General features: G+C 72.1%; 19 protein-coding genes and 1 pseudogene. 14 read left to right on the forward strand and 6 right to left on the reverse strand.

Annotation, left to right across the window (positions count from 1 at the left end):
• Positions 1 to 348: 348 nt before the first annotated feature.
• The 4 genes from VF825_RS17315 to VF825_RS17330 are packed head-to-tail and all read right to left on the reverse strand — an operon-like array spanning position 349 to position 5,144.
• Positions 349 to 1,386, reverse strand: coding sequence for a YihY/virulence factor BrkB family protein (locus VF825_RS17315; protein ID WP_331115668.1), 1,038 nt, complete (start codon positions 1,384 to 1,386; stop codon positions 349 to 351).
• Entirely contained in the window at positions 1,383 to 1,928 is a 546-nt protein-coding gene (locus VF825_RS17320; RefSeq protein ID WP_331115670.1) for a 2'-5' RNA ligase family protein, read from the reverse strand. Before VF825_RS17320 ends, VF825_RS17315 begins: the two co-directional genes overlap by 4 nt.
• A 14-nt stretch (positions 1,929 to 1,942) precedes the next feature.
• The gene (gene trpS / locus VF825_RS17325) at positions 1,943 to 2,974 is read right to left on the reverse strand and encodes a tryptophan--tRNA ligase (protein ID WP_414695891.1); all 1,032 of its coding nucleotides are present in this window, start codon (positions 2,972 to 2,974) and stop codon (positions 1,943 to 1,945) included.
• Between the two features lie 13 nt (positions 2,975 to 2,987).
• Positions 2,988 to 5,144, reverse strand: coding sequence for an alpha-galactosidase (locus VF825_RS17330; protein WP_331115674.1), 2,157 nt, complete (start codon positions 5,142 to 5,144; stop codon positions 2,988 to 2,990).
• Between the two features lie 286 nt (positions 5,145 to 5,430).
• Here VF825_RS17330 and VF825_RS17335 point away from each other — a divergent pair, with 286 nt between their 5' ends.
• The 7 genes from VF825_RS17335 to galK all read left to right on the forward strand — a co-directional run bounded on the left by VF825_RS17335 (position 5,431) and on the right by galK (position 13,835).
• Positions 5,431 to 6,795, forward strand: a complete 1,365-nt coding sequence (locus VF825_RS17335) for a sugar ABC transporter substrate-binding protein (RefSeq protein WP_331115676.1) — start codon at positions 5,431 to 5,433, stop codon at positions 6,793 to 6,795.
• A 69-nt stretch (positions 6,796 to 6,864) separates the two neighbouring features.
• On the forward strand, positions 6,865 to 7,800 hold the full coding sequence (locus tag VF825_RS17340) for a sugar ABC transporter permease (protein ID WP_331115678.1): 936 nt from the start codon (positions 6,865 to 6,867) through the stop codon (positions 7,798 to 7,800).
• A complete protein-coding gene (locus VF825_RS17345) occupies positions 7,797 to 8,702 on the forward strand; it encodes a carbohydrate ABC transporter permease (RefSeq protein WP_331115680.1) in 906 nt (301 codons plus the stop codon). The genes VF825_RS17340 and VF825_RS17345 overlap by 4 nt, the downstream gene beginning before the upstream one ends.
• Entirely contained in the window at positions 8,699 to 10,735 is a 2,037-nt protein-coding gene (locus VF825_RS17350; protein WP_331115682.1) for a beta-galactosidase, read from the forward strand. The genes VF825_RS17345 and VF825_RS17350 overlap by 4 nt, the downstream gene beginning before the upstream one ends.
• Positions 10,736 to 11,539, forward strand: a complete 804-nt coding sequence (locus VF825_RS17355) for a DeoR/GlpR family DNA-binding transcription regulator (RefSeq protein ID WP_331115684.1) — start codon at positions 10,736 to 10,738, stop codon at positions 11,537 to 11,539.
• Entirely contained in the window at positions 11,536 to 12,672 is a 1,137-nt protein-coding gene (galT, locus tag VF825_RS17360) for a galactose-1-phosphate uridylyltransferase (RefSeq protein WP_331115686.1), read from the forward strand. The genes VF825_RS17355 and galT overlap by 4 nt, the downstream gene beginning before the upstream one ends.
• Complete coding sequence (galK, locus tag VF825_RS17365; RefSeq protein ID WP_331115688.1) at positions 12,669 to 13,835, forward strand: galactokinase; 1,167 nt, start codon at positions 12,669 to 12,671, stop codon at positions 13,833 to 13,835. Before galT ends, galK begins: the two co-directional genes overlap by 4 nt.
• A gap of 52 nt (positions 13,836 to 13,887) precedes the next feature.
• On the opposite strand, the gene VF825_RS17370 is transcribed toward galK, so the two are convergent.
• Positions 13,888 to 14,691: an HAD-IIA family hydrolase gene (locus tag VF825_RS17370; protein WP_331115691.1), complete on the reverse strand. Its 804-nt coding sequence runs from the start codon at positions 14,689 to 14,691 to the stop codon at positions 13,888 to 13,890.
• A gap of 106 nt (positions 14,692 to 14,797) precedes the next feature.
• Between VF825_RS17370 and VF825_RS17375 the strand changes: the two genes are divergently transcribed.
• Positions 14,798 to 15,340 (forward strand): methylated-DNA--[protein]-cysteine S-methyltransferase, encoded by a 543-nt coding sequence (locus tag VF825_RS17375; protein ID WP_331115693.1) that lies wholly within the window; start codon positions 14,798 to 14,800, stop codon positions 15,338 to 15,340.
• A gap of 62 nt (positions 15,341 to 15,402) precedes the next feature.
• Positions 15,403 to 15,966: a GNAT family N-acetyltransferase gene (locus VF825_RS17380; RefSeq protein WP_331115695.1), complete on the forward strand. Its 564-nt coding sequence runs from the start codon at positions 15,403 to 15,405 to the stop codon at positions 15,964 to 15,966.
• Positions 15,967 to 15,979: 13 nt separating this feature from the next.
• On the opposite strand, the gene VF825_RS17385 is transcribed toward VF825_RS17380, so the two are convergent.
• Positions 15,980 to 16,783 carry an exodeoxyribonuclease III gene (locus VF825_RS17385; RefSeq protein WP_331115697.1) on the reverse strand — a complete coding sequence of 268 codons (804 nt, stop codon included), beginning with the start codon at positions 16,781 to 16,783 and terminating at the stop codon, positions 15,980 to 15,982.
• A gap of 113 nt (positions 16,784 to 16,896) precedes the next feature.
• Here VF825_RS17385 and VF825_RS17390 point away from each other — a divergent pair, with 113 nt between their 5' ends.
• The 5 genes and pseudogenes from VF825_RS17390 to VF825_RS17410 form a co-directional block, all read left to right on the forward strand.
• Entirely contained in the window at positions 16,897 to 18,411 is a 1,515-nt protein-coding gene (locus VF825_RS17390; protein ID WP_331115699.1) for a S10 family peptidase, read from the forward strand.
• Positions 18,412 to 18,471: 60 nt separating this feature from the next.
• Entirely contained in the window at positions 18,472 to 18,939 is a 468-nt protein-coding gene (gene soxR, locus VF825_RS17395; RefSeq protein WP_331115701.1) for a redox-sensitive transcriptional activator SoxR, read from the forward strand.
• On the forward strand, positions 18,936 to 20,066 hold the full coding sequence (locus tag VF825_RS17400; RefSeq protein WP_331115703.1) for a peptidase C39 family protein: 1,131 nt from the start codon (positions 18,936 to 18,938) through the stop codon (positions 20,064 to 20,066). The genes soxR and VF825_RS17400 overlap by 4 nt, the downstream gene beginning before the upstream one ends.
• 127 nt (positions 20,067 to 20,193) lie before the next feature.
• Positions 20,194 to 22,419, forward strand: coding sequence for an NADP-dependent isocitrate dehydrogenase (locus tag VF825_RS17405; protein ID WP_331115705.1), 2,226 nt, complete (start codon positions 20,194 to 20,196; stop codon positions 22,417 to 22,419).
• 233 nt (positions 22,420 to 22,652) lie between these two features.
• A pseudogene (locus tag VF825_RS17410) lies at positions 22,653 to 22,765 on the forward strand (malate dehydrogenase); the annotation flags it as partial.

Below are 22,765 nucleotides of genomic sequence, written 5' to 3' on the forward strand. Positions count from 1 at the left end.
CCGCGCGATCCGGCGGACGCGACGCTGATCGGCGCCCCTGCACCGTTGGTGTGAGGGTGGATCACCCCGGTCACCGGGGATCTCATCCTTTTGTCGGAGGCGCTGCGCTGCCGTGGTTCGGCAGACTCGAGACACGTCGACACCGGCCGATGCATGACGGCTCGGCCCCAGGACGGTGACGGCCCGGTCGGACCCCCTGCCCTCCGGGCCGTCACTCCTGTCCGGCCCGTGTTCCCCCTGTGCTCGGCCCAGGCCCCTTTACTCGGCTCAGGCCGCTGACGACCCGCACTTCAGCGCCGGGGACCGGCCTCGCGTGGGCAAACCGGCCCGCCGTGAGCAAAGGTGGGGTCAGGAGCGGACGAGGTCTCGCACGCCGCGCAGGCTCCGCCCGACGGCGCGCACGGCGATCGCGCCGGTCAGGCCGAGCACCGCGCCGGCGGCCAGCGTCGTGCGGTCGGCCGCGCGGGTGCCGAAGGTCGGCAGGGTGGGGTCGCGCGGCGGCGGTCCGGACTGCGGCCCCAGCGGCTCGGCGGCCGGCTCCAGCGGGCCCACGTCGTTGGCCGCCCAGGCGGCCGCGATGAGGATCAGCCGGGCGATGAGGTTGAGCCACACCAGCAGGCCGAAGACGATGGCGATCGAGCCGTAGAGGGGGTTGTGGGTGGTGCGGGCGATGAGGAACGCGCCGAAGTACTTCATGAGGGTGAAGCCGACGCCGCCGACGACCGCGCCGTCGCGCAGCCTGCGCCAGTCCACGTCGATGTCGGCCAGGACGCGGAAGAGCACGAGCATCAGCAGCGAGTCGATGACCGCACTGACCGCCAGCCCCGCCGTGGTGACGATCCAGCCGGCGTTGCCGAGGCCGATGTGCGCGGCGACCCAGCCAGCAGCCGCGCCGACGACCGCGGTGAGCACCGCCGAGAGGAAGATGCCCAGGCCGAGGGTGGCGAGCACGCCCAGGTCGCGCAGCTTGCTGGTCACGGCGTTGCCCACGGAGCCGCTCGCGCCGAAGATCGCGCGGATGCCCTCCCGCATCCCTCCGAGCCACCCCAGGCCGGCCAGGACGAGGCTGACGAAGGCGATGCTGCCGGCGACGGTGAGGGCGCCCGTGCCGGGCGGCTTGACCGGGATCGGCGCATCAGGGTGCTGGGCGTCCTGGATGAACCCCGGCAGCATGCTGCCCAGGGTCGAGGTGACGTGGGCGAGCAGGTCGGGACGGCCACGCAGGACCGCCCCGAAGACGGTGAACGCCAACGCGATCGCCGGGAATACCGACAGGAACGCGAAGTAGCCCACCCCTCCGGCGAGCACGTTGCCGCGACGGTCGCCGTAGCGCTTCCATGCCTTCCAGGCGCGGGTGGCCTTGACCTTGACCCAAAGCTGCTTCACGGCATCCCCCCGTCGTCGACGTGCTCCACCTGCCCATCAAATCCGAAGGTGCGCACGGGCCGCCACACGAGGTCCTCCCCGTGCTCGTAGAGGTGGAAGGCGTCCACGGTGAAGGTACAGCGGAAGTCGGCGAGCTCGGTGAACGCGCGGTCCATGCTCGCCTCGTCGATGTGGTGGGCCACCGTGACGTGCGGGTGGTAGTTGAACTGCAGCTCCCGGTGCAGGGGGCCGCTGCGCACCGAGCGCTCGAGCAGCTCGCACTCGGCGATGCCCTCGGCCACCTGCACGAACACCACCGGCGAGACCGGCCGGAAGGTGCCGGTGCCGCGCAGCATCATCGGGAACGGGTCGCGCGCCACGGCCACCTTGGCCAGGTGGTCCTCGATCGCGTCGAGGTCGGACCCGTCGACCTCGGTCGGCGGCAGCAACGTCACGTGCGTCGGGATCGAGTCCGCCAGCGGGTCCCCGAAGGACGCCCGCAACCGCTGCAGCTCCTCGCCGTAGGGGGCGGGGATGGCGATGGAGACGCCGATCGTCGGCACGGGAGCGTCCTCCCTCAGCGCTTGGTGGGCAGGAAACCGACCCGGTCGTAGACCGTGGCCAAGGTGGCGTGGGCAACGTCGCGAGCCCGCTCGGCGCCCTCGGCGAGGATGCGGTCGAGCTCGGCCGGGTCGGACAGGATCTCGAGGGTCCGCTCACGGAAGGGCGCGGCCACGTCGACGACGACGTCGGCGACCTCCTTCTTGAGGTCGCCGTAGCCCTTGCCCTCGAAGTCGGCCTCGAGCTGCTCGATGGTCCGCCCGGACAGGGCCGAGTGGATGCGCAGCAGGTTGGAGACGCCCGGCTTGGCCTCCTCGTCGAAGCGCACCTCGCGGCCGGTGTCGGTCACGGCGGAGCGGATCCGCTTGGCGATGACCTTGGGGTCCTCGAGCATGTCGATGACCCCCGCCTGGCTGGCCGAGGACTTGCTCATCTTGGACGTGGGGTCCTGCAGGTCCTGGATCTTGGCTGTGGCCTTGACGATGTGCGGCTCGGGCACGGTGAAGGTCTGGCCGTAGCGGCGGTTGAAGCGCTGGGCCAGGTCGCGGGTCAGCTCCAGGTGCTGGCGCTGGTCCTCACCGACGGGCACCTGGTCGGCGGCGTAGAGCAGGATGTCGGCCGCCATGAGCACGGGGTAGGTGAACAGCCCGACGGTCGTGCCCTCGGTGCCGTGCTTGCCGGACTTGTCCTTGAACTGCGTCATCCGGCTGGCCTCGCCAAAGCCGGTCATGCACGAGAGCACCCAAGCGAGCTCGGCGTGCTCGTGAAGGTGGCTCTGCACGAAGACGGTCGAGTGGCCGGGGTCGACCCCGCCGGCGAGGTACTGCGCGGCGGTCCGGCGGGTGCGCTCGCGCAGCTTCGCCGGGTCGACCTCGACGGTGATGGCGTGCAGGTCCACCACGCAGTAGAAGGCGTCGTGGGAGTCCTGCAGCCGGACCCACTGCACCAGCGCGCCGAGGTAGTTGCCCAGGTGCAGCGAGTCGTGCGTCGGCTGCATGCCGGACAGGATGCGGGGCAGGCGCGAGGTGGGGGCGTCGGGCGCGGGCATGCGGGACATTGTGTCAGGTCAGGTGCAACAGGCATCCCTGGGCCGGGGCCAGCACCGGCACCGGCAGGCCGACGTCGGTCAGCAGCGCGCCGCTGACCTCCAGCCCCCCGGAGGTGGCCGCCGACCACCACGCGGGAGCGGTGCTCTGGACCGTCGCGGGCCCACCGAGCTCGGTGCGCACCCGCACCCGGTAGGCGCGGTCGCGGTCCAGGCCGGGCAGCGGCACCAGCCCGGGGGTCGCCGCCGGTCCGGTCTCCAGGCTCAGCACCGAGAACACGGCCTCGCCACGGTCGGGCGCCACCGTCCCCTGCACCACCAGGGAGTCGTCGGGCAGGTCCGCGCGCACCGGGTCGCCGGTGTGCAGCAGCGGCCGCAGCTCGCGGTACAGGCCCGCCCAGGCGGCGAGCGCCTGCCGCTCCTGCGCGTCGCAGGTGGTGAGGTCCCATTCCAGGCCGGCGTGGCCCTGCAGGGCCACCAGCGCCCGGAAGGACAGGTCCAGGTGACGGTGGGTGGTGTGCGCCCGGGGCGGCCCGATGTGGCTGCCCATCCGCTCCGGGGGCACGAGCAGCCCGGTCCAGCGCTGGATGCGGGCCCGCTCCAGGGCGTCGTTGCAGTCGCTGGTCCAGACCCGGTCGGCCCGGGCGAGCACCCCGAGGTCGACCCGCGCGCCCCCGCTGGCGCAGGACTCGACCTCCAGGCGCGGGTGCCGGCGGCGCAGCTCGTCCAGGACGGCATAGAAGGCTGCGGTCTGGACGTGGGTGGCCGGCCGGTCCGTGCGGTCCCCGTCACGGCGGACCGACTCCATCAGGTCGCGGTTGTGGTCCCACTTGAGGAAGTCGATGGCGTACTCCGCCACGAGGGCGCTGACCCGCTCGATGACGTACGCCGCCGCGGCGGGGTTGGCCAGGTCGAGCACCTGCTGGTGCCGCCACTCCCGCGGGTGCCCGGCCGCCGGGCCGAGGACCCAGTCGGGGTGCTCGCGCACCAGGTCGGAGTCGAGGTTGACCATCTCCGGCTCGAACCACAGCCCGAACTCCATGCCCAGCCCGTGCACGTGCTCCACCAGCGGCCCCAGCCCCTGCGGCCACACCTGCGGCGAGACCCACCAGTCGCCCAGGCCGGCCCGGTCGTGCCGGCGTCCGCCGAACCAGCCGTCGTCGAGCACGAAGCGTTCCACCCCGACCTCCGCGGCGACGTCCGCCAGCGCGGTGAGGTGGGCCAGGTCGGTCTCGAAGTAGACCGCCTCCCAGGTGTTCAGCACCAGCGGACGAGGAGTATGCCGGTAGCCCGGCTGCGCGCGCTGGCTGCGGTGCAGCCTGCGGCTGAGCCCGTCCAGGCCGTCGGTGCTGTGCACGAACACCACCTCGGGGGCGGTGTAGCCCTCCCCCGGCGCGAGGCGCACCTCTCCGGGTTCGAGCAGCTCGCCGCCGCCGAGCACGGCCCGGTGCATGCCGGCCCCCTCGGGCAGGCGCTCGGCGAGGTGCTCGTGGTTGCCGCTCCACGCCACGTGCGTGGCCCACACCTCGCCGTGACCGAAGCCGAAGCCCTCCGTGCCGACGGCCAGGAGCAGGGTCGCGTCGTGGCCGGTCCGGCCGCGACGCGAAGCCCGCAGGTGGGTGCCGTCGCCGAGCGCCCTCCGCTGCGGCGAGCGCTCCCGGCACCAGCGCCCGGTCAGGTCGAGCACCTCGCTCGCCCGGTTCGGCAGTGGCATGAGCGCGCGCAGCGCGGCGACGTCGAGGGCCGTCTCGGCCGTGCTGGTGTTGGTCACGGCTCCGGACACCCGCAGCACCCCGTGGGCGTCGAGGCGCCAGACCAGCGTGACCCGCAGTCCGGACGTCGCGTCCTCGCCGGTCACGACCAGCTCGCGCTCCGAGGGCTGGTCCACCCCCGCCACCCAGCGGGGGGCGGCGGCCCCTCCGCCGCGGTGCCCGGCGAAGCCCGGCGTGCCGAGCCACCCGTCCGCGGGTGACGGCAGCACGGTCAGGGGCCACGACTCGTCCAGGGCGCTGTGCGGGACCGGACCGGTCGCCAGCAACGGCAGCTGGGCCACGGCGTCGTCGGGCAGGTCCGCGCCCCAGTGGAGGACGCGCGGCATACCGGCCGTGCTGCTGTCCACGACCAGCGCCGTTCCGGCGGCGCGCAGGAGGGACAGGCCAGGGCTCTTCACCACGTCACTCACCGCGCCGCCCCCGAGGTGCGGGCGGGAGAGGGTCGGTCGGGGGCAGGCATGCGCGCCAGTGTGGCAGGCACCGTCGGCGGCCGACCGGCTCGCCCGCCGCCTGTTCACTCCTCGGGACGGTGAGCACGATTGGTAGTATTAGTTCAAATATGTAAACTTTCGGTGAAAGAATCTGTTGACTTTTGTTACAGGCACTTCCAAGATGACTCGGCATACAGCGCCAGATCGGCGCACACGCCGGAGCCCCGGCGTCCGTCTCCTGCCTGAGGTGCCCATGATGTCCACGGATCGTCCGGGTCGAGGTCGCCGGCGCGCGGTCGCGCTGCTGCTGGCCCTGCCCCTCGTTGCCACCGCCGCCTGCTCGAGCTCCAGCTCGGCGTCCAGCTCGGGGTCTGGAGGTGGCGGCACCGCCGCGGCCAGCAGCTGCAAGCCCAGCTCCGGCAAGGTGACCCTGCAGTTCTGGACGTGGGTGCCCGGCATGCAGCAGGTCGTCGACAAGTGGAACGCGGCCAACCCCACCATCCAGGTGCAGGTCAAGGAGACCCCGGCGGGCAACGCCGGCACCTACCAGAACATGTTCAACGCCCTCAAGGCCAACACCGCTCCGGACCTCGGACAGGTGGAGTACGACTCCCTGGCCAGCTTCCGGCTGCAGAAGGGCCTGAAGGACATCAGCGGGTGCGCCGGCGTCACCGACGCCAAGGCGCAGTTCCCGGGCTGGACGTGGTCGCAGGTCCAGATGGGTGGCCCCGGCGTCTACGCCATCCCCCAGGACATCGGCCCGATGGCGCTGTTCTACCGCAAGGACATCTTCGACAAGGCGGGCCTGAAGCCGCCGGCCACGTGGGACGAGTACGCCAAGGACGCGCAGGTCCTCAAGGCCAAGGGCGTCTACATCACCCACTTCCCGCAACAGGACGCCAACTGGTTCGACGGCCTGCTGTGGCAGTCGGGCGCGAAGATCTTCGACATCTCCGGCAGCACGGTGAAGGTCTCGCTCGACGGCGCCGACTCGACCAAGGTGGCCGACTACTGGCAGAAGCTGATCGACAACAAGCTCGTGGCCACCAACCTGCAGGGCTTCTCCCCCGACCTGTACAAGGCATGGGACACCGGCAAGGTCGCGACCTGGGTCTCGGCGGCGTGGGGCTACTCCACCATCCGCGACAACGCCAAGGACACCGCCGGCAAGTGGGCCGTGGCGCCGATGCCGCAGTGGCAGGCCGGCGCCAACGCGGCCGGCAACTGGGGCGGCTCGACGACCGCCGTCTTCGGCCAGAGCCAGCACCCGGCCGAGGCGGCCAAGTTCGCCCTGTGGCTGAACACCAACCCGGAAGCGCTCGCGCTGGAGAACTCCCAGGGAGGCCTCTACCCCGCGGCCAAGGCCGGCGCCGACCTGCCGGCCCTGACGCAGGGGGTGCCCTTCTACGGTGGCCAGAAGGTGTTCGACGTGTTCAAGCAGGCCTCCTCGCAGGTCGACACGAACTTCCAGTGGGGGCCGGTGATGACCGACACCAACCGTTTCCTCAGCGACGGGTTCACCAAGGCCCTCAACGGCCAGGGGACCCTGGGTGAGGCGTTGAAGTCGGCCCAGACCCAGACCGTGTCCTCCCTGAAGTCGCAGGGCATCTCGGCCGGATGACCTGACCGGCGCGGGGGCGTCCTGAGGCCCCCGCGCCGCTGGTCCCGCCCCGCGAACCATGGAGCAGCCATGACCGCCACGAACACTGCGGCCCAGCAGCTGACGGCTGGGCCGACCACCTCGCGCACCCGGCGGCGCAGCCGGACCTGGCTCGCCTTCGTCCTGCCGTTCATGGTGCCGTTCACCCTCTTCTACATCGCCCCGATCCTCTACGCGATCTGGCAGAGCCTGTTCAAGACCCAGCGCACCGGCGGCCTCTTCGGGGAGTCGCGCCAGGTGTTCGCGGGCCTGGAGCAGTACGCCAACGTCCTCTCCGACGACACGTTCCGCCAGGGCGTCCTGCGGGTGCTGCTGTTCGGCATCGTGCAGGTCCCGGTGATGCTGGTGCTGGCCCTGCTCATCGCCCTGGTCCTCGACTCGGCCGTGGCCCGGCTGCGCCGGTTCTTCCGGATCGCGTTCTTCGTCCCCTACGGCATCCCGGGCGTCATCGCGGCCCTGATGTGGGCCTTCCTCTACAGCCCTCAGCTGTCACCGATCGTGGACCTACTGAACAAGGTCGGCACGGCACCTGACTTCCTCGGCTCGAACCTGATCCTGTGGTCGATCGCCAACGTGGTGACCTGGACCTACACCGGCTACAACATGCTCATCATCTTCTCGGCCCTGCAGGCCCTCCCCCAGGAGGTCTACGAGGCCGCGCGGGTCGACGGCGCCGGAGCGCTGCGCACGGCATGGAGCATCAAGATCCCGCTGGTGCGCCCGGCGCTGGTGCTGACGGCAGTCTTCTCGATCATCGGGACACTGCAGCTGTTCACCGAACCCGTGGTCTTCCAGGCCATCTCGACCAACGTCACGAGCGGTTACACCCCCAACATGCAGGCGTACGCCGTGGCCGCCTCCAACAACTACCCGTTCTCGGCGGCCCTGTCCGTGATGCTGGCACTGGCCACCTTCGTCCTGTCCTTCGGCTTCCTTCGCCTGACCCAGAGGAGGGCCGCCGCATGAGCGCGCCGGCGATCGAGCGCCCCGCCCGGGCCACCACCGACCAGAGCCGCGGGCGCGGTCCCCGCGAGGTCAGCCGCCTCAGCGTCGGGGTGGCGGCGGTGTTCCTCGTGGCCCTCGCCGTCTACTTCCTCCTCCCGGTCTACTGGCTGGTCGTCAACTCCACCAAGACCCAGGGCGACCTGGTCAGCAGCAACGGCTTCTGGTTCGCCCACTTCGCCTTCCTGGACAACCTCAAGCACCTCTTCACCCGCGACGGCGGCGTCTTCCTGAGGTGGGCCCTGAACTCGGTGCTGTACGCCGGGTTCGGCGCCGCGCTGGGCACCCTGCTCGCCACCATGGCCGGCTACGGCCTGGCGAAGTACACCTTCCGCGGTCGGGAGGCGCTCTTCTCGGTGATCCTCGGCGGCGTGCTCGTCCCTGCCACGGCACTCGCCCTGCCGCTGTTCCTCCTCTTCGCCCGGGTCCACCAGACGAACACCTTCTGGTCGGTGTTCCTGCCCAGCATCGTGAGCCCCTTCGGGGTCTACCTGTCGCGGATCTTCGCGGCTGCCAGCGTGCCGGACGAGGTCGTGGAGGCCGCACGCATCGACGGCGCCGGGGAGATGCGGATCTTCTTCACCATCGCCAGCCGGCTGATGGCGCCGGCGATGGTGACGATCTTCCTGTTCCAGTTCGTGGCGATCTGGAACAACTTCCTGCTCCCCCGCGTCATGCTGTCCGACCAGCAGCTCTACCCGGTGACGTTCGGGCTCTTCTCCTGGCAGACGCAGGTCTCGCGCGACCCCGCGCTGGAGACGCTGGTGATCGTCGGGTCCCTGGTCTCGGTGGTGCCGCTGATCATCGTGTTCCTGTCGCTGCAACGGTTCTGGCAGTCCGGGCTCTCCGCGGGGTCGATCAAGTGAGCGGTGAGGTGAGGACGACGACGGCACCGACGGACTGGTCCGCCCTGCGCGGCGGGACGGCGCGCCTGGGGCTGGGCTGTGACTACAACCCCGAGCAGTGGCCGCGGGAGGTGTGGCGTGAGGACGTGCGCCTCATGCAGGAGGCCGGCCTGACCTTCGTCACCCTCGGGGTGTTCTCGTGGTCCCTGCTCGAGCCGGAGCCGGGGCGTCATGAGTTCGGGTGGCTGGACGAGGTGGTGGACCTCCTGGCCGGTGCCGGGATCCGGATCGACATGGCGACGGCCACGGCGTCGCCGCCGCCCTGGCTGTCGGCCCGGCACCCCGAGACCCTCCCGGTCGACCGTGAGGGCCGGCGGCTGTGGCCCGGGGGGCGCCAGGCCTGGTGCCCGAGCTCCACGGTGTTCCGGGACCGCGCCACCGCCCTGACTGCGGCGATGGCCGAGCGCTACGGCAACCACGAGGCGCTGGCCCTGTGGCACGTCTCCAACGAGTACGGCTGCCACAACGTCCCGTGCTACTGCGACACCTGCGCCGCCGCGTTCCGGCAGTGGCTGGAGCAGCGCTACCACGATGTTGTCGCGCTCAACGAGGCCTGGGGCACCGCCTTCTGGAGCCAGCGCTACACCGGTTTCGAGCAGGTGCTCCCGCCGCGGCTGGCCCCGACACCGAGCAACCCCACGCAGGTGCTCGACTACGCGCGGTTCAGCTCCGACGCCCTGCTGGAGCAGTTCCTCGCCGAGAAGCAGGTGCTGCGCGAGATCACCCCCGATGTGCCGGTGACCACGAACTTCATGACGCTGAGCCACTTCCGGCACCTGGACTACACGCGTTGGGCACCGCACCAGGACGTGGTCAGCACCGACCACTACCTGGTCGCGACGCAGCCGCAGGCCGAGGCCGAGCTGTCCTTCAGCGGGGACCTGACCCGCGGCCTGGCCGGCGGGCGGCCGTGGCTGCTCATGGAGCACTCCACCGCCGCGGTCAACTGGCAGCCGGTGAACCCCGCCAAGCCGCGCGGGCAGCTGCTGCGCAACGCCGTCGAGCACGTGGCCCACGGCGCCGACGGCATCGGCTTCTTCCAGTGGCGGGCCTCGAAGGCAGGCACCGAGAAGTACCACTCCGGCCTGGTGCCGCACGCCGGCACCGACAGCCGGCTCTGGCGTGACGTGGTGCACCTCGGGGACGTCCTCGGTCGCCTCGGGGAGGTCGCCGGGAGCCGGGTGGAGGCCCAGGCTGCGGTGCTGTGGGACTACGAGTCCGGCTGGGCCACCGACCAGCCCTCGCACCCCAGCGAGCTGGTGCGCTACGGGGAGGACGCCCACGCGGTGCACGCCGCGCTGCTCCACCGCGGGGTCGCGGCCGACGTGGTCCACCCCGGTGCGGACCTGAGCCGCTACCGGCTCATCGTGGTGCCCACCGTCTACCTGTGGCGGCAGGAGTGGACCGGCCCGTTGCAGCGGGCGGTCGAGGCCGGAGCCCGGGTGCTGGTGACCTTCTACTCGGGGATGGTGGACGAGAACGACCACGTCCGGCTCGGGGGCTACCCCGGTGCGCTGCGGTCCCTGCTCGGCATACGGACCGAGGAGCTGTGGCCGCTGGTGCCCGGGCAGACGAGTGCGCTCGACAACGGCTTCACGGGGTCGGTGTGGGCCGAGCAGCTGCGCCTGGAGGGGGCCGAGCCGCACGCCAGCCACACCGCCGGCGACCTCGCCGGGGTGCCGGCGATCACGCGGCACGCCGTCGGCGAGGGGGCTGCGTGGTACCTCGCGACCCGGTTGGGCCAGGCAGACCTCGACGACCTGGTCGCGCAGGTGCTGACCGATGCGGGCGTACAGTCGCCCGCGGAGGCGCCCCCCGGCGTCGAGCAGGTGCGGCGGGTCGGTGACGGCGCGTCATACCTCTTCCTCGTCAACCACTGCGACGAGCCGGTGTCGGTGCCGGTGACCGGACACGACCTGGTCAGCGCCACCGACGTCGACGGGCGGCTGGAGCTGGCCGCCGGCGGCGTCGCCGTCATCAGGGAGGACAGCTGAGTGCTGGCACACCAGCGGCAGGACCGCATCCTGGAGGAGGTCCGCGCGCACGGCGGGGTCCGCATCAGCGACCTCGTGGACCTGCTCGACGTCTCGGACATGACGATCCGGCGCGACATCGAGCAGCTGTCGTCGCGCGGCCTGGTCGAGCGGGTGCACGGCGGGGCCGCGGCGGTCGGGGGCCGCAGCAGCGAGGAGCCCGGCTTCGCCGCCAAGTCCGCCCTGGCCTTGCAGCAGAAGCAGGCGATCGCCCGCGCCGCCGCCCGGCTGATCTCCCCCGGCGAGACGGTGGCGATCTCGGCGGGGACCACCACCCTCGCCGTGGCCCACGAGCTGCTCGCCGTCACCGACCTGACGGTGGTCACCAACTCCCCGCCGGTGGCAGACCTCATGCACGACCCGGCCCGGCCCGACCGCACGGTCATCCTCGTCGGCGGCATCAGGACGCCCTCGAACGCCCTGGTGGGCCCGGTGGCGGTGGCCGCGCTGCGCACGCTCCACGTCGACACCCTGATCCTGGGCATCCACGGCATGACCGAGCGGGCCGGCCTGACGACCCCCAACCTCGTCGAGGGCGAGACCGACCGCGCCCTGGTCGAGGCGGCCCGGCGCGTGATGGTCGTGGCCGACCACAGCAAGTGGGGCGTCGTCGGGCTCTCCACGATCGCCGACCTCGCCCACGTCGACGTCATGGTCAGCGACGCCGGCCTGCCGCAGGCGGCCCGCCAGAGCCTGTCGGGCATCGTCGGCTCCCTCGTCATCGCCGACGACGAGAACATCCAGGAACACGGAGGAGATGCGTGACCCACCCGTTCCGTCGCACCGCGACGCGGCTGGCCGATGGACGCGAGCTGATCTGGTTCGACGACACCGAGCCCTGGCTCAGCGGCACGTCCGACCGGGATGCGGTCGACGAGCGCCCGCTCGGCGAGCGGTCCCCGGCCGGCACGATGCGCCGTGACGCGCTGACCGGCGACTGGGTCGGCATCGCCGGACACCGTCTGAACCGCACGTTCCTGCCGCCGAAGGACGAGTGCCCCCTGTGCCCGACCGGACGCGGCAGTGCCCCGTCGGAGATCCCGGCCCGGGACTACGACGTCGTGGTCTTCGAGAACCGCTTCCCCTCCTTCGCCCCGGTCGCCACCCCGGCCGCCGAGCTGCCCACCGGCCGCGACCCGCTCTTCGCCGAGGCCCCGGCGCTCGGCCGGTGCGAGGTTGTGTGCTTCACGTCCGACCACGGCGCGAGCTTCTCCTCGCTGTCACCGCACCGGGCGCGCACGGTCATCGAGGCCTGGGCCGACCGGACCCGTGAGCTGTCACGCGACCCCGCGGTCGAGCAGGTGTTCTGCTTCGAGAACCGCGGCCAGGAGATCGGGGTGACGCTGCACCACCCGCACGGGCAGATCTACGCCTACCCGTTCGTGCCTCAGCGCAGCCGGCAGCTGCTCGAGTGCGCGCAGGAGCACCACGCCCGGACCGGCCGGCTGCTCGGCGCCGACATCCTCGACGCCGAGCGCAAGGACGGATCGCGGGTGGTCCTCGAGGGCGATCACTGGACCGCCTACGTGCCCTTCGCGGCGCGCTGGCCGGTCGAGGTGCACCTCGCCCCGCACCGGGACGTGCCCGACCTCGTCGCCCTCGAGGACGCCGAGAAGGACGAGCTGGCCGAGGTCTACCTCGAGCTGCTGCGCCGTCTGGACCGCTACTACGTGAAGAAGAACGGCTCCGCGGTGACCCTGCCCTACATCGCCGGCTGGCAGCAGGCGCCGGTGCGGGAGGGCCGGGAGGTGTCCCGGCTGCACCTGCAGGTCATGTCGGTGCTGCGCTCGCCCGGCAAGCTGAAGTACCTTGCGGGCTCAGAGTCCGGCGTCGGCGGCTGGGTCAACGACGTGCCGCCGGAGCGGGTCGCCGAGCGCCTGCGGGAGGTCGCCACGTGAGCCTGTGCACCGACGTGGCGGCGACGTTCACCAGCCGCTTCGGGCTGACCGCCGACGGGGTCTGGTCCGCGCCGGGCCGGGTCAACCTCATCGGCGAGCACACCGACTACAACGCCGGGCTGTGCCTGCCGATCGCCCTGCCCCAGCGCACGTACGTCGCCGCCCGCCGCCGCCTGGACCGCCGTCTGCGGCTGTGGTCCGGGCAGGCCGACGAGCCAGTGGACGTCCAGCTCGACGAGGTGGCCCCCGGCCACCCGGGCGGCTGGGGCTCCTACGTGGCCGGCGTGCTGTGGGCGCTGGAGGAGGTCGGCCACCCCGTGGGCGGGCTGGACCTCGTCGTCGACAGCGAGGTGCCGGTGGGCGCCGGGCTGTCGAGCTCGGCCGCCCTGGAGTGCGCGGTCGCCTCGGCCGTCGCCGACCTCTTCGAGCTCGACCTCACCGCCGACGACGGTGGCCGCGCCGCCCTGGCAGCGGTCTGCGTCAACGCGGAGAACACCATTGCCCAGGCACCCACCGGGGGCATGGACCAGGCCGCCGCGATGCGCAGCCGGGAGGGGCACGCCCTGCTGCTGGACTGCCGCGACGGCTCAGTCGAGCACGTGCCCTTCGAGCCCGAGACACGCGGGCTGGCGCTGCTCGTGGTGGACACCCGCGCCCAGCACTCCCTGGTCGACGGGCAGTACGCCGAGCGGAGGGCCAGCTGCGAACGGGCGGCCCGCGAGCTGGGGCTGACCTCGCTGCGGGAGGTGCCGGCCGAGAAGCAGGAGGAGATCCTGGCCCGGCTGGAGGACCCCCTGGTGCGGGCCCGCGCCCGGCACGTGGTCACCGAGATCGCCCGCGTCGAGCAGTCGGTGGACGCCCTGCGCCGCTGGCGGATCCGCGAGCTCGGCCCCATCTTCGACGCCTCGCACGCCTCGATGCGCGACGACTTCGAGATCTCCTGCCCCGAGCTGGACCTGGCCGTCGAGACGGCACGCGCCCACGGGGCGGTCGGCGCCCGGATGACCGGCGGCGGCTTCGGCGGGTCGGCCATCGCCCTCGTGCCCTGGGGCGACGAGGACGAGGTCGGCGAGGCCGTGGTGGAGGCGTTCGAGACGGCCGGCTTCCGGGCGCCCCGCTACTTCGCCGTGGACGCCAGTGGCCCCGCCGGCCGGGACACCTGAGGCGCTGGCGCCGTGTGGTCACCGCGGCCGGTGACCACACGGCATACCGGGGTCAGGCCGGCGGCGGGGCGAGCTCGTCGATGAGGTCGACGAGGTCCGCGACCGAGTCCACGACCCGCGTCGGGCGGTAGGGGAAGCGCTCGACCTGCTCGGCGCGGGTGGACCCGGTGAGCACGAGGATCGTGCGCAGCCCCGCCTCGAGGCCGCTGATGACGTCGGTCTCCATCCGGTCGCCGACCATCACCGTGGTCTCGGAGTGGGCGTCGATGCGGTTGAGCGCGCTGCGCATCATCAGCGGGTTGGGCTTGCCGATGAAGTACGGCTCGACGCCGGTGGCACGGGTGATCAGCGCGGCGACCGAGCCGGTGGCCGGCAGCGAGCCCTCCGGCGAGGGGCCGCTGGGGTCGGGGTTGGTGGCGATGAAGCGGGCGCCCCTCTCGATCAGGCGGATCGCCTTGGTGATCGCCTCGAAGGAGTAGGTGCGCGTCTCGCCGAGCACGACGTAGTCCGGGCTGCGCTCGGTGAGCACGTAGCCGACCTCGTGCAGCGCCGTGGTCAGGCCGGCCTCGCCGATGACGTAGGCCGAGCCGTGGCTGCGCTGGTCGTCGAGGAACTGCGCGGTCGCCAGGGCCGAGGTCCAGATCGCCGACTCGGGCAGGTCGATGCCGCTGGCCAGCAGGCGGGCGCGCAGGTCGCGCGGGGTGAAGATCGAGTTGTTCGTCAGCACCAGGAAGCGCCGGCCGGACTCGATCAGCTTGGTCACGAAGTCTGCCGCCCCGGGGATGGCGCGCTCCTCGTGGACGAGCACCCCGTCCATGTCGGTGAGCCAGCAGTCGATCGGCTTGCGCTCGGTCATGGCGCCCATCCTTTCAGGCCGGTATGCCGGGCCGCCGGGTCGCGGTCGCACGGCACGCCGACGGGGTGCCTGCGCGTCTGTCAGGGGCGGGCGGGATGCTGGTGGCGTGCGAGGCCAGCCCGTGAGGTTCACGGTCCGGACGCCGCTGCCCTGCGGGCCGGTCGACGTGACCGTGACCGACGTAGGCGTCGCGCGGCTGTCCTTCTTGGGCGACCGCGAGCGCGCGGTGGCCGGGCCTTCTGCGGTCCTCGACGACCCGCGGGTCTCCCGCGTCCGGACCGCGCTGGCCGACTACTTCGCCGGGCGCACCCGCGGCCTGGACCTGCCGGTCGACTGGCAGCACACGTCCGGGCCGCAGCGGGAGGTGCTGCGCACCCTGCACGCCCAGGTCGGCTTCGGCGAGACGGTGACCTACGGCGAGCTCGCCCGGCGCAGCGGGGCGTTCGAGGACGACCCGGAGCCGGCGCTGGCGGCGCGCACCGTCGGCACGATCATGGGGTCCAACCCGGTGCCGCTGGTCGTGCCCTGCCACCGGGTGGTCGCGAGTACGGGCCTCGGCGGGTTCACCGGCGGCATCGCGATCAAGCAGTGGCTGCTGACCCTCGAGGGCGTGCTCGCCCCGACTCTGGACTGGGCGCCGGCCGAGTGACACCATCGCGCTCGCTGGGGCAGCGACGCGTCCGGGGAGCAGCACGGAGGGGGCACGACTCCATGAGCGACTACGCGGTCAAGGCCTTGAGCGCTGACACCTGGGACGCGTTCGCGCGCTTCGCGGAGCGGCACAACGGGGTGTTCGGTGGCTGCTGGTGCACGTGGTTCCACACCCTGCACGCCGACAAGACGTTCACCGCAGAAGGCAACCGCTCCCTCAAGCAGCGGTTGGTCGAGGAGGGGCGGGCTCACGCTGCGCTGGTGTTCGACGGTGACGAGGCCGTGGCCTGGTGCGAGTACGGCACCCCGGAGGAGCTGCCCAACATCTACCACCGCAAGGAGTACGACGCCGGGCTCGACCGGTTGCCCGACTACCGGATCACCTGTCTCTTCGTGGACAGGAGGCACCGCCGGAAGGGGCTCTCGGCGGTCGCCCTGCGTGGTGCCCTCGACCTGATCTCGCAGGCCGGCGGCGGGGTCGTGGAGGGCTACCCGCACGACACCGACGGCCAGAAGGTGTCGGTCCTCTACAACGGCACCCGGAGCCTGTTCGAGCGGGCCGGCTTCACCTACGTCCGGCCCAAGGGGCTGAAGAACTGCGTGATGCGCCGGGAGGTGCCCTGACCCGGCACCGGCCTCAGAGGTCGTAGTCGGCGACCACGGCCGCGTGGTCGCTCCACCGCTCGGCGTAGGTGTCGGCCCGGCCCACGAACGTGCTGGTGACCAGGTCGGCCAGCGGCGCCGACGCGAGCTGGTAGTCGATCCGCCAGCCGGCGTCGTTGTCGAACGCTTTGCCCCGCCAGGACCACCACGTGTAGGGGCCGGGCACGTCCCCGGCGGACCGGCGGGTCACGTCGACCCACGCCCCGTCGGCCAGCCACTTGTCGAGGTAGGCCTGCTCGTCGGGCAGGAATCCGGCCCTGCCGAGGTTGCCCTTCCAGTTCTTCAGGTCGGCCTGCCGGTGGGCGACGTTGACGTCGCCGCAGACGACGACGTGGGCGCCCTCGGCGGCGAGCTCGGCCATGCGCGTGGTCATCGCCTCGAGGAAGCGGTACTTCTCCTCCTGGCGCTCGGTCTCGGCCTCACCGGTGTGCACGTAGACCGACACCAGCGTCACCGTCCGGCCGCCGACGACGACGTCGGTCTCGACCCACCGCCCGCAGGAGGCGAACTCCTCGACCCCGGGCAGCTCCACCTGCACCCGCGCGTGCGGCTCGCGGGTCAGCACCGCCACCCCGGCCCGCCCGGCGGTGGCGCAGGCCGCGTGCGCCACGTGCCAGTCGCCGAAGCCGCCGGCGTGCAGCTCGGCCGCGAGCTGGGTGTCGCTGGCCCGGACCTCCTGCAGGCACAGCACGTCGGGCCCGGCCTGCTGCAGCCAGGCCATGCCCCCGCGGCGGGCGGCGGCGCGGATGCCGTTGACGTTGGCGGTGATGAGACGCATGGGCGCCATTGTCCCCGGGGCGCCGGACACCCCGGCCACCGCCCGGGTCGACACGACCGGGGGGCTGCCCGGATGACGAGGCGCGGGGCGGGGTCCGGGTCTAGGGTCACCCCGTGCCCGAGGAGACCGCGACCACCGAGCCGTCGAGCGCGCCCACCGGGGCCGGCGCCGACAAGGACCAGAGCACCCGGACCGGCGGCGCGCCGCCGGAGGACGACCTGGTGACCACCCGGCACACCCTCAAGGTCGGTCGGCGCACCCTGCGCTACACCGCCACGACCGGACGGGTGGTGCTGCGCGACGAGGTCCACGAGGACGGTGTCTTCGCCGGGTTCAAGCCCAAGGCCGAGATGTTCCTGACCTCCTACGTCCTCGACGGGGGCGACCCGAAGCGGCCGGTGACGTTCGCGTTCAACGGCGGGCCGGGCTCCTCGTCGGTGTGGCTGCACCTGGGCCTGTTCGGCCCGCGCCGGGTGGTCATGGGCGACGTCGGCGCGCTGGTGCCTCCGCCCTACGCGATGGCGGACAACCCCGAGTCGCTGCTCGCGGTGAGCGACCTGGTCTTCATCGACCCGGTCTCCACCGGCTACTCCCGCGCCGTCGAGGGCGGCAAGCCCGGGGAGTACCACGGCTACACCGGCGACCTCGAGTCGGTGGGCGAGCTGATCCGGCTGTGGACCTCGCGCAACAAGCGGTGGATGTCGCCCAAGCTCCTGGCCGGCGAGTCCTACGGCACGCTGCGCGCCGCCGCCCTCGCCGACCACCTGCAGGACCGCTACGGCATGTACCTCAACGGGATCGTGCTCATCTCCAGCGTCCTGGACCTCGGCTCGATCGGGCTGCACGAGCCGGACGACCGGGCCCACGTGAACTTCCTGCCCACGTTCGCCGCCGTCGCGCACTACCACGGCCGGCACGGGCGCCGGAGCCTGAAGTCGGTGCTCGCCGAGGCCGAGCAGTATGCCGAGCGCGACTACCCGTGGGTGCTCTCCCGGGGCAGCCGGCTCACCGCCGCGCAGCGGCAGGAGGCGGCCGAGACCCTCGCCCGCCTGACCGGGCTGACGGTGGACTACGTGCTGCGCGCCGACCTGCGCCTGGAGCACGAACGGTTCTTCACCGAGCTGCTGCGCGACCAGGGCAAGGTCGTCGGCCGGCTCGACTCGCGGTTCACCGGCCCATGGGCCAGCGGCATCGCCGAGAAGCTGGAGGCCGACCCGTCGCACGACGCGATCGCCGGCCCCTACGCCGCCGCGCTCAACCACTACGTGCGCGACGAGCTCGGCTACGAGAACGACCTGCACTACGAGCAGATCGCGAGCAGCGTCCACCCCTGGTCCTACAAGGACTTCGAGGGCCGGGCCGTCGACGTCTCGCCCCGCCTGGCCCGGGCGATGCGGACCAACCCGCACCTGAGGGTCCACGTGGCCTACGGCTACCTCGACGGCGCGACGCCGTACTACGCGGCGCAGGACGTGCTGGCGCACCTGGCCATCCCGGCCGAGCTGCAGGCCAACATCGAGCACGCCTGGTACGAAGCCGGCCACATGATGTACGTCCACGAACCCTCGCGGGTGCAGCAGAGCAAGGACCTTGCCGACTTCATCACCCGCGCGGCCCACCAGGCCTGAGCCCCATGCCCGGGATAAGGTGAGCGGGAAACATCAAGTGAGCTTGAGGTCGGGGACGCCATGCCAGCGGAGCTGTTGACGATCGGGCAGGTGGCCGCGCGCTCGGGCGTCGCGCCGTCCGCGCTGCGCTACTACGAGTCCCTCGGCCTGATCGCCAGCACCCGCACCGCCGGGGACCGCCGCCGCTACCGCCGCGCCGTCCTGCGCCGGGTCGCCGTGATCCGCGCGGCCCAGCGGGTCGGGCTGAGCCTGGAGGAGATCGGCGAGGCGTTCTCGATCGTCGAGCCCGAGGCCGCCCCCACCAAGGAGCAGTGGGGCCGCATGTCGGCCCGCTGGCGGCCGGTGATCGACCAGCGCATCGCCGACCTGGAGCGCGTGCGCGAGGACCTCACCAGCTGCATCGGCTGCGGCTGCCTGTCCCTGCAGACCTGTCGCCTCTACAACCCCGACGACGTGCTGGCCGCGGACGGCTCGGGCTCGCGGCGCCTGTTCCCCGACGAGCCCGACCACCAGGAGCACCTCGCGTGAAGGACGTTGCCTACCACCGGTTCGCCGACCCCGAGCTCGGCGAGTTCGCCGGCGAGGTCGACCACACCGACCCCTTCTCGCAGGAGCCCACCGGCACCTACGAGGCCGCCTCGTGGACCTCACCGGTGGTGCGGACCGGCTTCACCGTCGGCGAGATCGTGCCCACCTGGGACGCCGACACCCCCGACGGCTCGTGGCTGCAGGTCGAGGCAGCCCTGGTGCTCGCCGACGGCGGACGCTCCGGGTGGTACGTCCTGGCCCGCTGGACCTCCGCCGAGGGCGGCCTGTGCCGCACCACGGTCCCCGGGCAGAAGGACGGCCACGCCGAGGTCCACACCGACGTGCTGGCGGTGAGCGACCGCGTCCGTGCGGTGGGCTGGCAGCTGCGCGCGGTCGCGCTCCGCCCCCTGGGCAGCACGGCCACCCCGCGGCTGCGCTCCCTCGGGGCCATGGCCTCCGCCCACCCGCACGGTCCCGTGGAGCCCAGCGACCGCGTCGGTGAGGGCTCCCACATCCTGGACGTCCCGGCATACAGCCAGCAGCGGCACCGCGGGGAGCACCCGGAGTGGGACAACGGGGGCGCGTCCTGGTGCTCGGCGACCTCGGTGGCCATGGTGCTCGACCACTGGAAGGCCGGGCCGGACGAGGCCGAGACCGCCTGGGTGGAGCCGGGCAACGTCCACCCGCAGGTGGTCCACGCGGTGCGCGCGGTCTACGACCACGCCTACGACGGGGCCGGCAACTGGGCGTTCAACACAGCGTATGCCGGGCAGCGCGGCCTGCGCGGGTTCGTCACCCGCCTGCGCGGCCTGGACGAGGCGGAGCTGTTCACCGCCGCCGGCATCCCGCTGGTGGCGTCGGTGTCGTTCACGCGTGAGGAGCTCGACGGGGCCGGCTACGACACCAGGGGCCACCTGCTCGTCATCGTGGGCTTCGACGAGCGCGGCGACGTGGTCGTCAACGACCCGGCCTCGCACGAGCTGCCCGACGACGACGAGGTGCGCACGACCTACGACCGCACCCAGTTCGAGCAGGCCTGGGGGCGCTCCGGCGGGCTGGTCTACGTCATCCACCCCGAGGACACCCCGCTGCCGCCGCACCCCCGCCCCGACCAGCCCAGCTGGTGACCCCCGGGGTTGAGCCGCTGTTATCTTGATGTCAAGATATCTGTCCGGGGGTGCGGCACCGGCGCTAGCCTGACAGGCGCCCGCGCACCCTCGTGAACATCGGACGATCCCAGGGAGAGCCGCCTTCATGGCCAAGATCATCTACACCCTCACCGACGAGGCGCCGATGCTGGCGACCTACTCGTTCTTGCCGGTCATCGAGGCCTTCGCAGCGACCGCGGGTGTCGACGTCGAGACCCGCGACATCTCGCTGGGCGGGCGCATCATCGCCGCGTTCGACGACCAGCTGCCGCAGGAGCAGCGGGTGGGCGACGCCCTCGCCGAGCTCGGCGAGCTGGCCAGGACCCCCGAGGCCAACATCATCAAGCTGCCGAACATCTCGGCCTCGGTGCCGCAGCTCAAGGCCGCCATCGCCGAGCTCAAGGCCCAGGGCTACGACCTGCCCGACTACCCCGACGACCCGCGCTCCGACGCCGAGCGTGACGCCCGCGCCCGCTACGACAGCGTCAAGGGCAGCGCGGTCAACCCCGTGCTGCGCGAGGGCAACTCCGACCGTCGGGCGCCCGCCGCCGTGAAGAACTACGCGCGCAGGCACCCGCACTCGATGGGTGCCTGGTCGGCCGACTCGAAGACCAACGTCGCGACCATGGGCGCCGACGACTTCCGCTCCAACGAGCAGTCGACCGTCCTGCCCGCCGCCGACACCCTGACCATCCGGCTCGTGACCGACTCCGGCAGCACCGTGCTCAAGGACGGCCTGAAGGTCCTCGAGGGCGAGGTCGTGGACGCCACGGTAATGCGCGCCGCCGCCCTCGACGCCTTCCTGGCCGAGCAGGTCGCCCGCGCCAAGGCCGAGGACGTGCTGTTCTCGGTGCACCTCAAGGCCACGATGATGAAGGTCTCCGACCCGATCATCTTCGGCCACGTCGTCCGCGCCTTCCTGCCCGAGGTGTTCGCGACGTACGGCGAGCAGCTCGCCACCGCAGGCCTGTCCCCCAACAACGGGCTCGGCTCGATCCTCGACGGCCTGGGCGCGCTGCCGGAGGGCGTGCGCGACGAGGTCCGCGCCGCCATCGAGAAGGGCCTGGCCGACGGCCCGCGCCTGGCGATGGTCAACTCCGACAAGGGCATCACCAACCTGCACGTGCCGAGCGACGTCATCGTCGATGCCTCGATGCCGGCGATGATCCGCACCTCCGGCCACATGTGGGGCCCGGACGGGCAGGAGCACGACACCCTGGCCGTCATCCCCGACAGCTCCTACGCCGGCGTCTACCAGGCCGTCATCGAGGACTGCCGCGCCCACGGCGCCTACGACCCGACCACCATGGGCTCGGTGCCCAACGTGGGCCTCATGGCCCAGAAGGCCGAGGAGTACGGCAGCCACGACAAGACCTTCGAGATCGCCGAGGCCGGCCGCGTCGAGGTCGTCAACAGCGCCGGTGAGGTGCTCCTGTCGCACGAGGTCGCAGCGGGCGACATCTGGCGCGCCTGCCAGACCAAGGACGCCCCGATCCGTGACTGGGTCAAGCTCGCCGTGACCCGCGCGCGGGCCTCGCAGACCCCCGCCATCTTCTGGCTGGACCCGACCCGGGCGCACGACGCCAACCTCATCGAGAAGGTCAAGGCCTACCTGCCCGAGCACGACACCGAGGGCCTGGACATCCGCATCATGTCCCCGGTCGAGGCGGCCAGGCTGTCGGTGGAGCGCATCCGCCGCGGCGAGGACACCATCTCGGTGACCGGCAACGTGCTGCGTGACTACAACACCGACCTGTTCCCGATCCTCGAGCTCGGCACCAGCGCCAAGATGCTCTCGGTGGTCCCGCTGATGAACGGCGGCGGCCTGTTCGAGACCGGCGCCGGCGGCTCTGCCCCCAAGCACGTGCAGCAGCTCGTGACCGAGAACTACCTGCGCTGGGACAGCCTCGGGGAGTTCCTGGCCCTGGCCGAGAGCCTGCGGCACATGGCCACGACCACGGACAACGCGCGCGCCCTGGTGCTGGCAGACACCCTCGACCGCGCCACCGAGCGGCTGCTCAACGAGAACAAGGGCCCGGCCCGCAAGGTCGGCCAGATCGACAACCGGGGCAGCCACTTCTACCTGGCCCTCTACTGGGCCGACGAGCTGGCCCGGCAGGGCGAGGACACCGAGCTGGCGACGGCGTTCGCGCCGATCGCGCAGTCGCTGACCTCCCACGAGGAGGCCATCGCCGCCGAGCTGGTCGCCGTGCAGGGCCACCCGGCCGACATCGGCGGCTACTACCGCCCCGACCCTGCCAAGGCCTCGGCCGTGATGCGCCCGTCGGCGACGTTCAACGCCGCGCTGGCGGCGGTCGCCCAGGCCGGCTGAGACCCCACGCCGAGGTCGACGAGACCCACATCTCCCCCCGGTGGAGAGTGTGGGTCTTGTCGACCTCGCGGGCGCGGTGTGCCGCGCAGCCGGTACCCCGCGTGACCCGGCCGGGCCGCACCACCCGGCATACCGTCTGGTGCGTCACAGGGGCCGACCAGCGGACCGACACGCCGCTGAGCACTGCTAACGTCGCCACGTATCCCACCCGCGAGCCTGGAGGGCCTCTCCCCGTGAGCACTACCCCCGTCAAGGTCGCCGTCACCGGCGCCGCCGGCCAGATCGGCTACAGCCTGCTCTTCCGCATCGCCAGCGGTGCCCTGTTCGGCCCGGAGACCCCGGTCGA

This window comes from Oryzihumus sp. (assembly GCF_036391795.1).
Classification (GTDB): domain Bacteria; phylum Actinomycetota; class Actinomycetes; order Actinomycetales; family Dermatophilaceae; genus Oryzihumus.

Excerpts from the sequence above, each read along its gene's own strand:
- VF825_RS17380 (WP_331115695.1), top strand. The coding sequence starts at position 15,403 with ATGAGCGACTACGCGGTCAAGGCCTTGAGCGCTGACACCTGGGACGCG.
- VF825_RS17340 (WP_331115678.1), top strand. The coding sequence starts at position 6,865 with ATGACCGCCACGAACACTGCGGCCCAGCAGCTGACGGCTGGGCCGACC.
- VF825_RS17345 (WP_331115680.1), top strand. The coding sequence starts at position 7,797 with ATGAGCGCGCCGGCGATCGAGCGCCCCGCCCGGGCCACCACCGACCAG.
- VF825_RS17335 (WP_331115676.1), top strand. The coding sequence starts at position 5,431 with ATGTCCACGGATCGTCCGGGTCGAGGTCGCCGGCGCGCGGTCGCGCTG.
- VF825_RS17370 (WP_331115691.1), bottom strand. The coding sequence starts at position 14,691 with ATGACCGAGCGCAAGCCGATCGACTGCTGGCTCACCGACATGGACGGG.
- soxR (WP_331115701.1), top strand. The coding sequence starts at position 18,472 with ATGCCAGCGGAGCTGTTGACGATCGGGCAGGTGGCCGCGCGCTCGGGC.
- VF825_RS17385 (WP_331115697.1), bottom strand. The coding sequence starts at position 16,783 with ATGCGTCTCATCACCGCCAACGTCAACGGCATCCGCGCCGCCGCCCGC.
- trpS (WP_414695891.1), bottom strand. The coding sequence starts at position 2,974 with ATGCCCGCGCCCGACGCCCCCACCTCGCGCCTGCCCCGCATCCTGTCC.
- VF825_RS17405 (WP_331115705.1), top strand. The coding sequence starts at position 20,194 with ATGGCCAAGATCATCTACACCCTCACCGACGAGGCGCCGATGCTGGCG.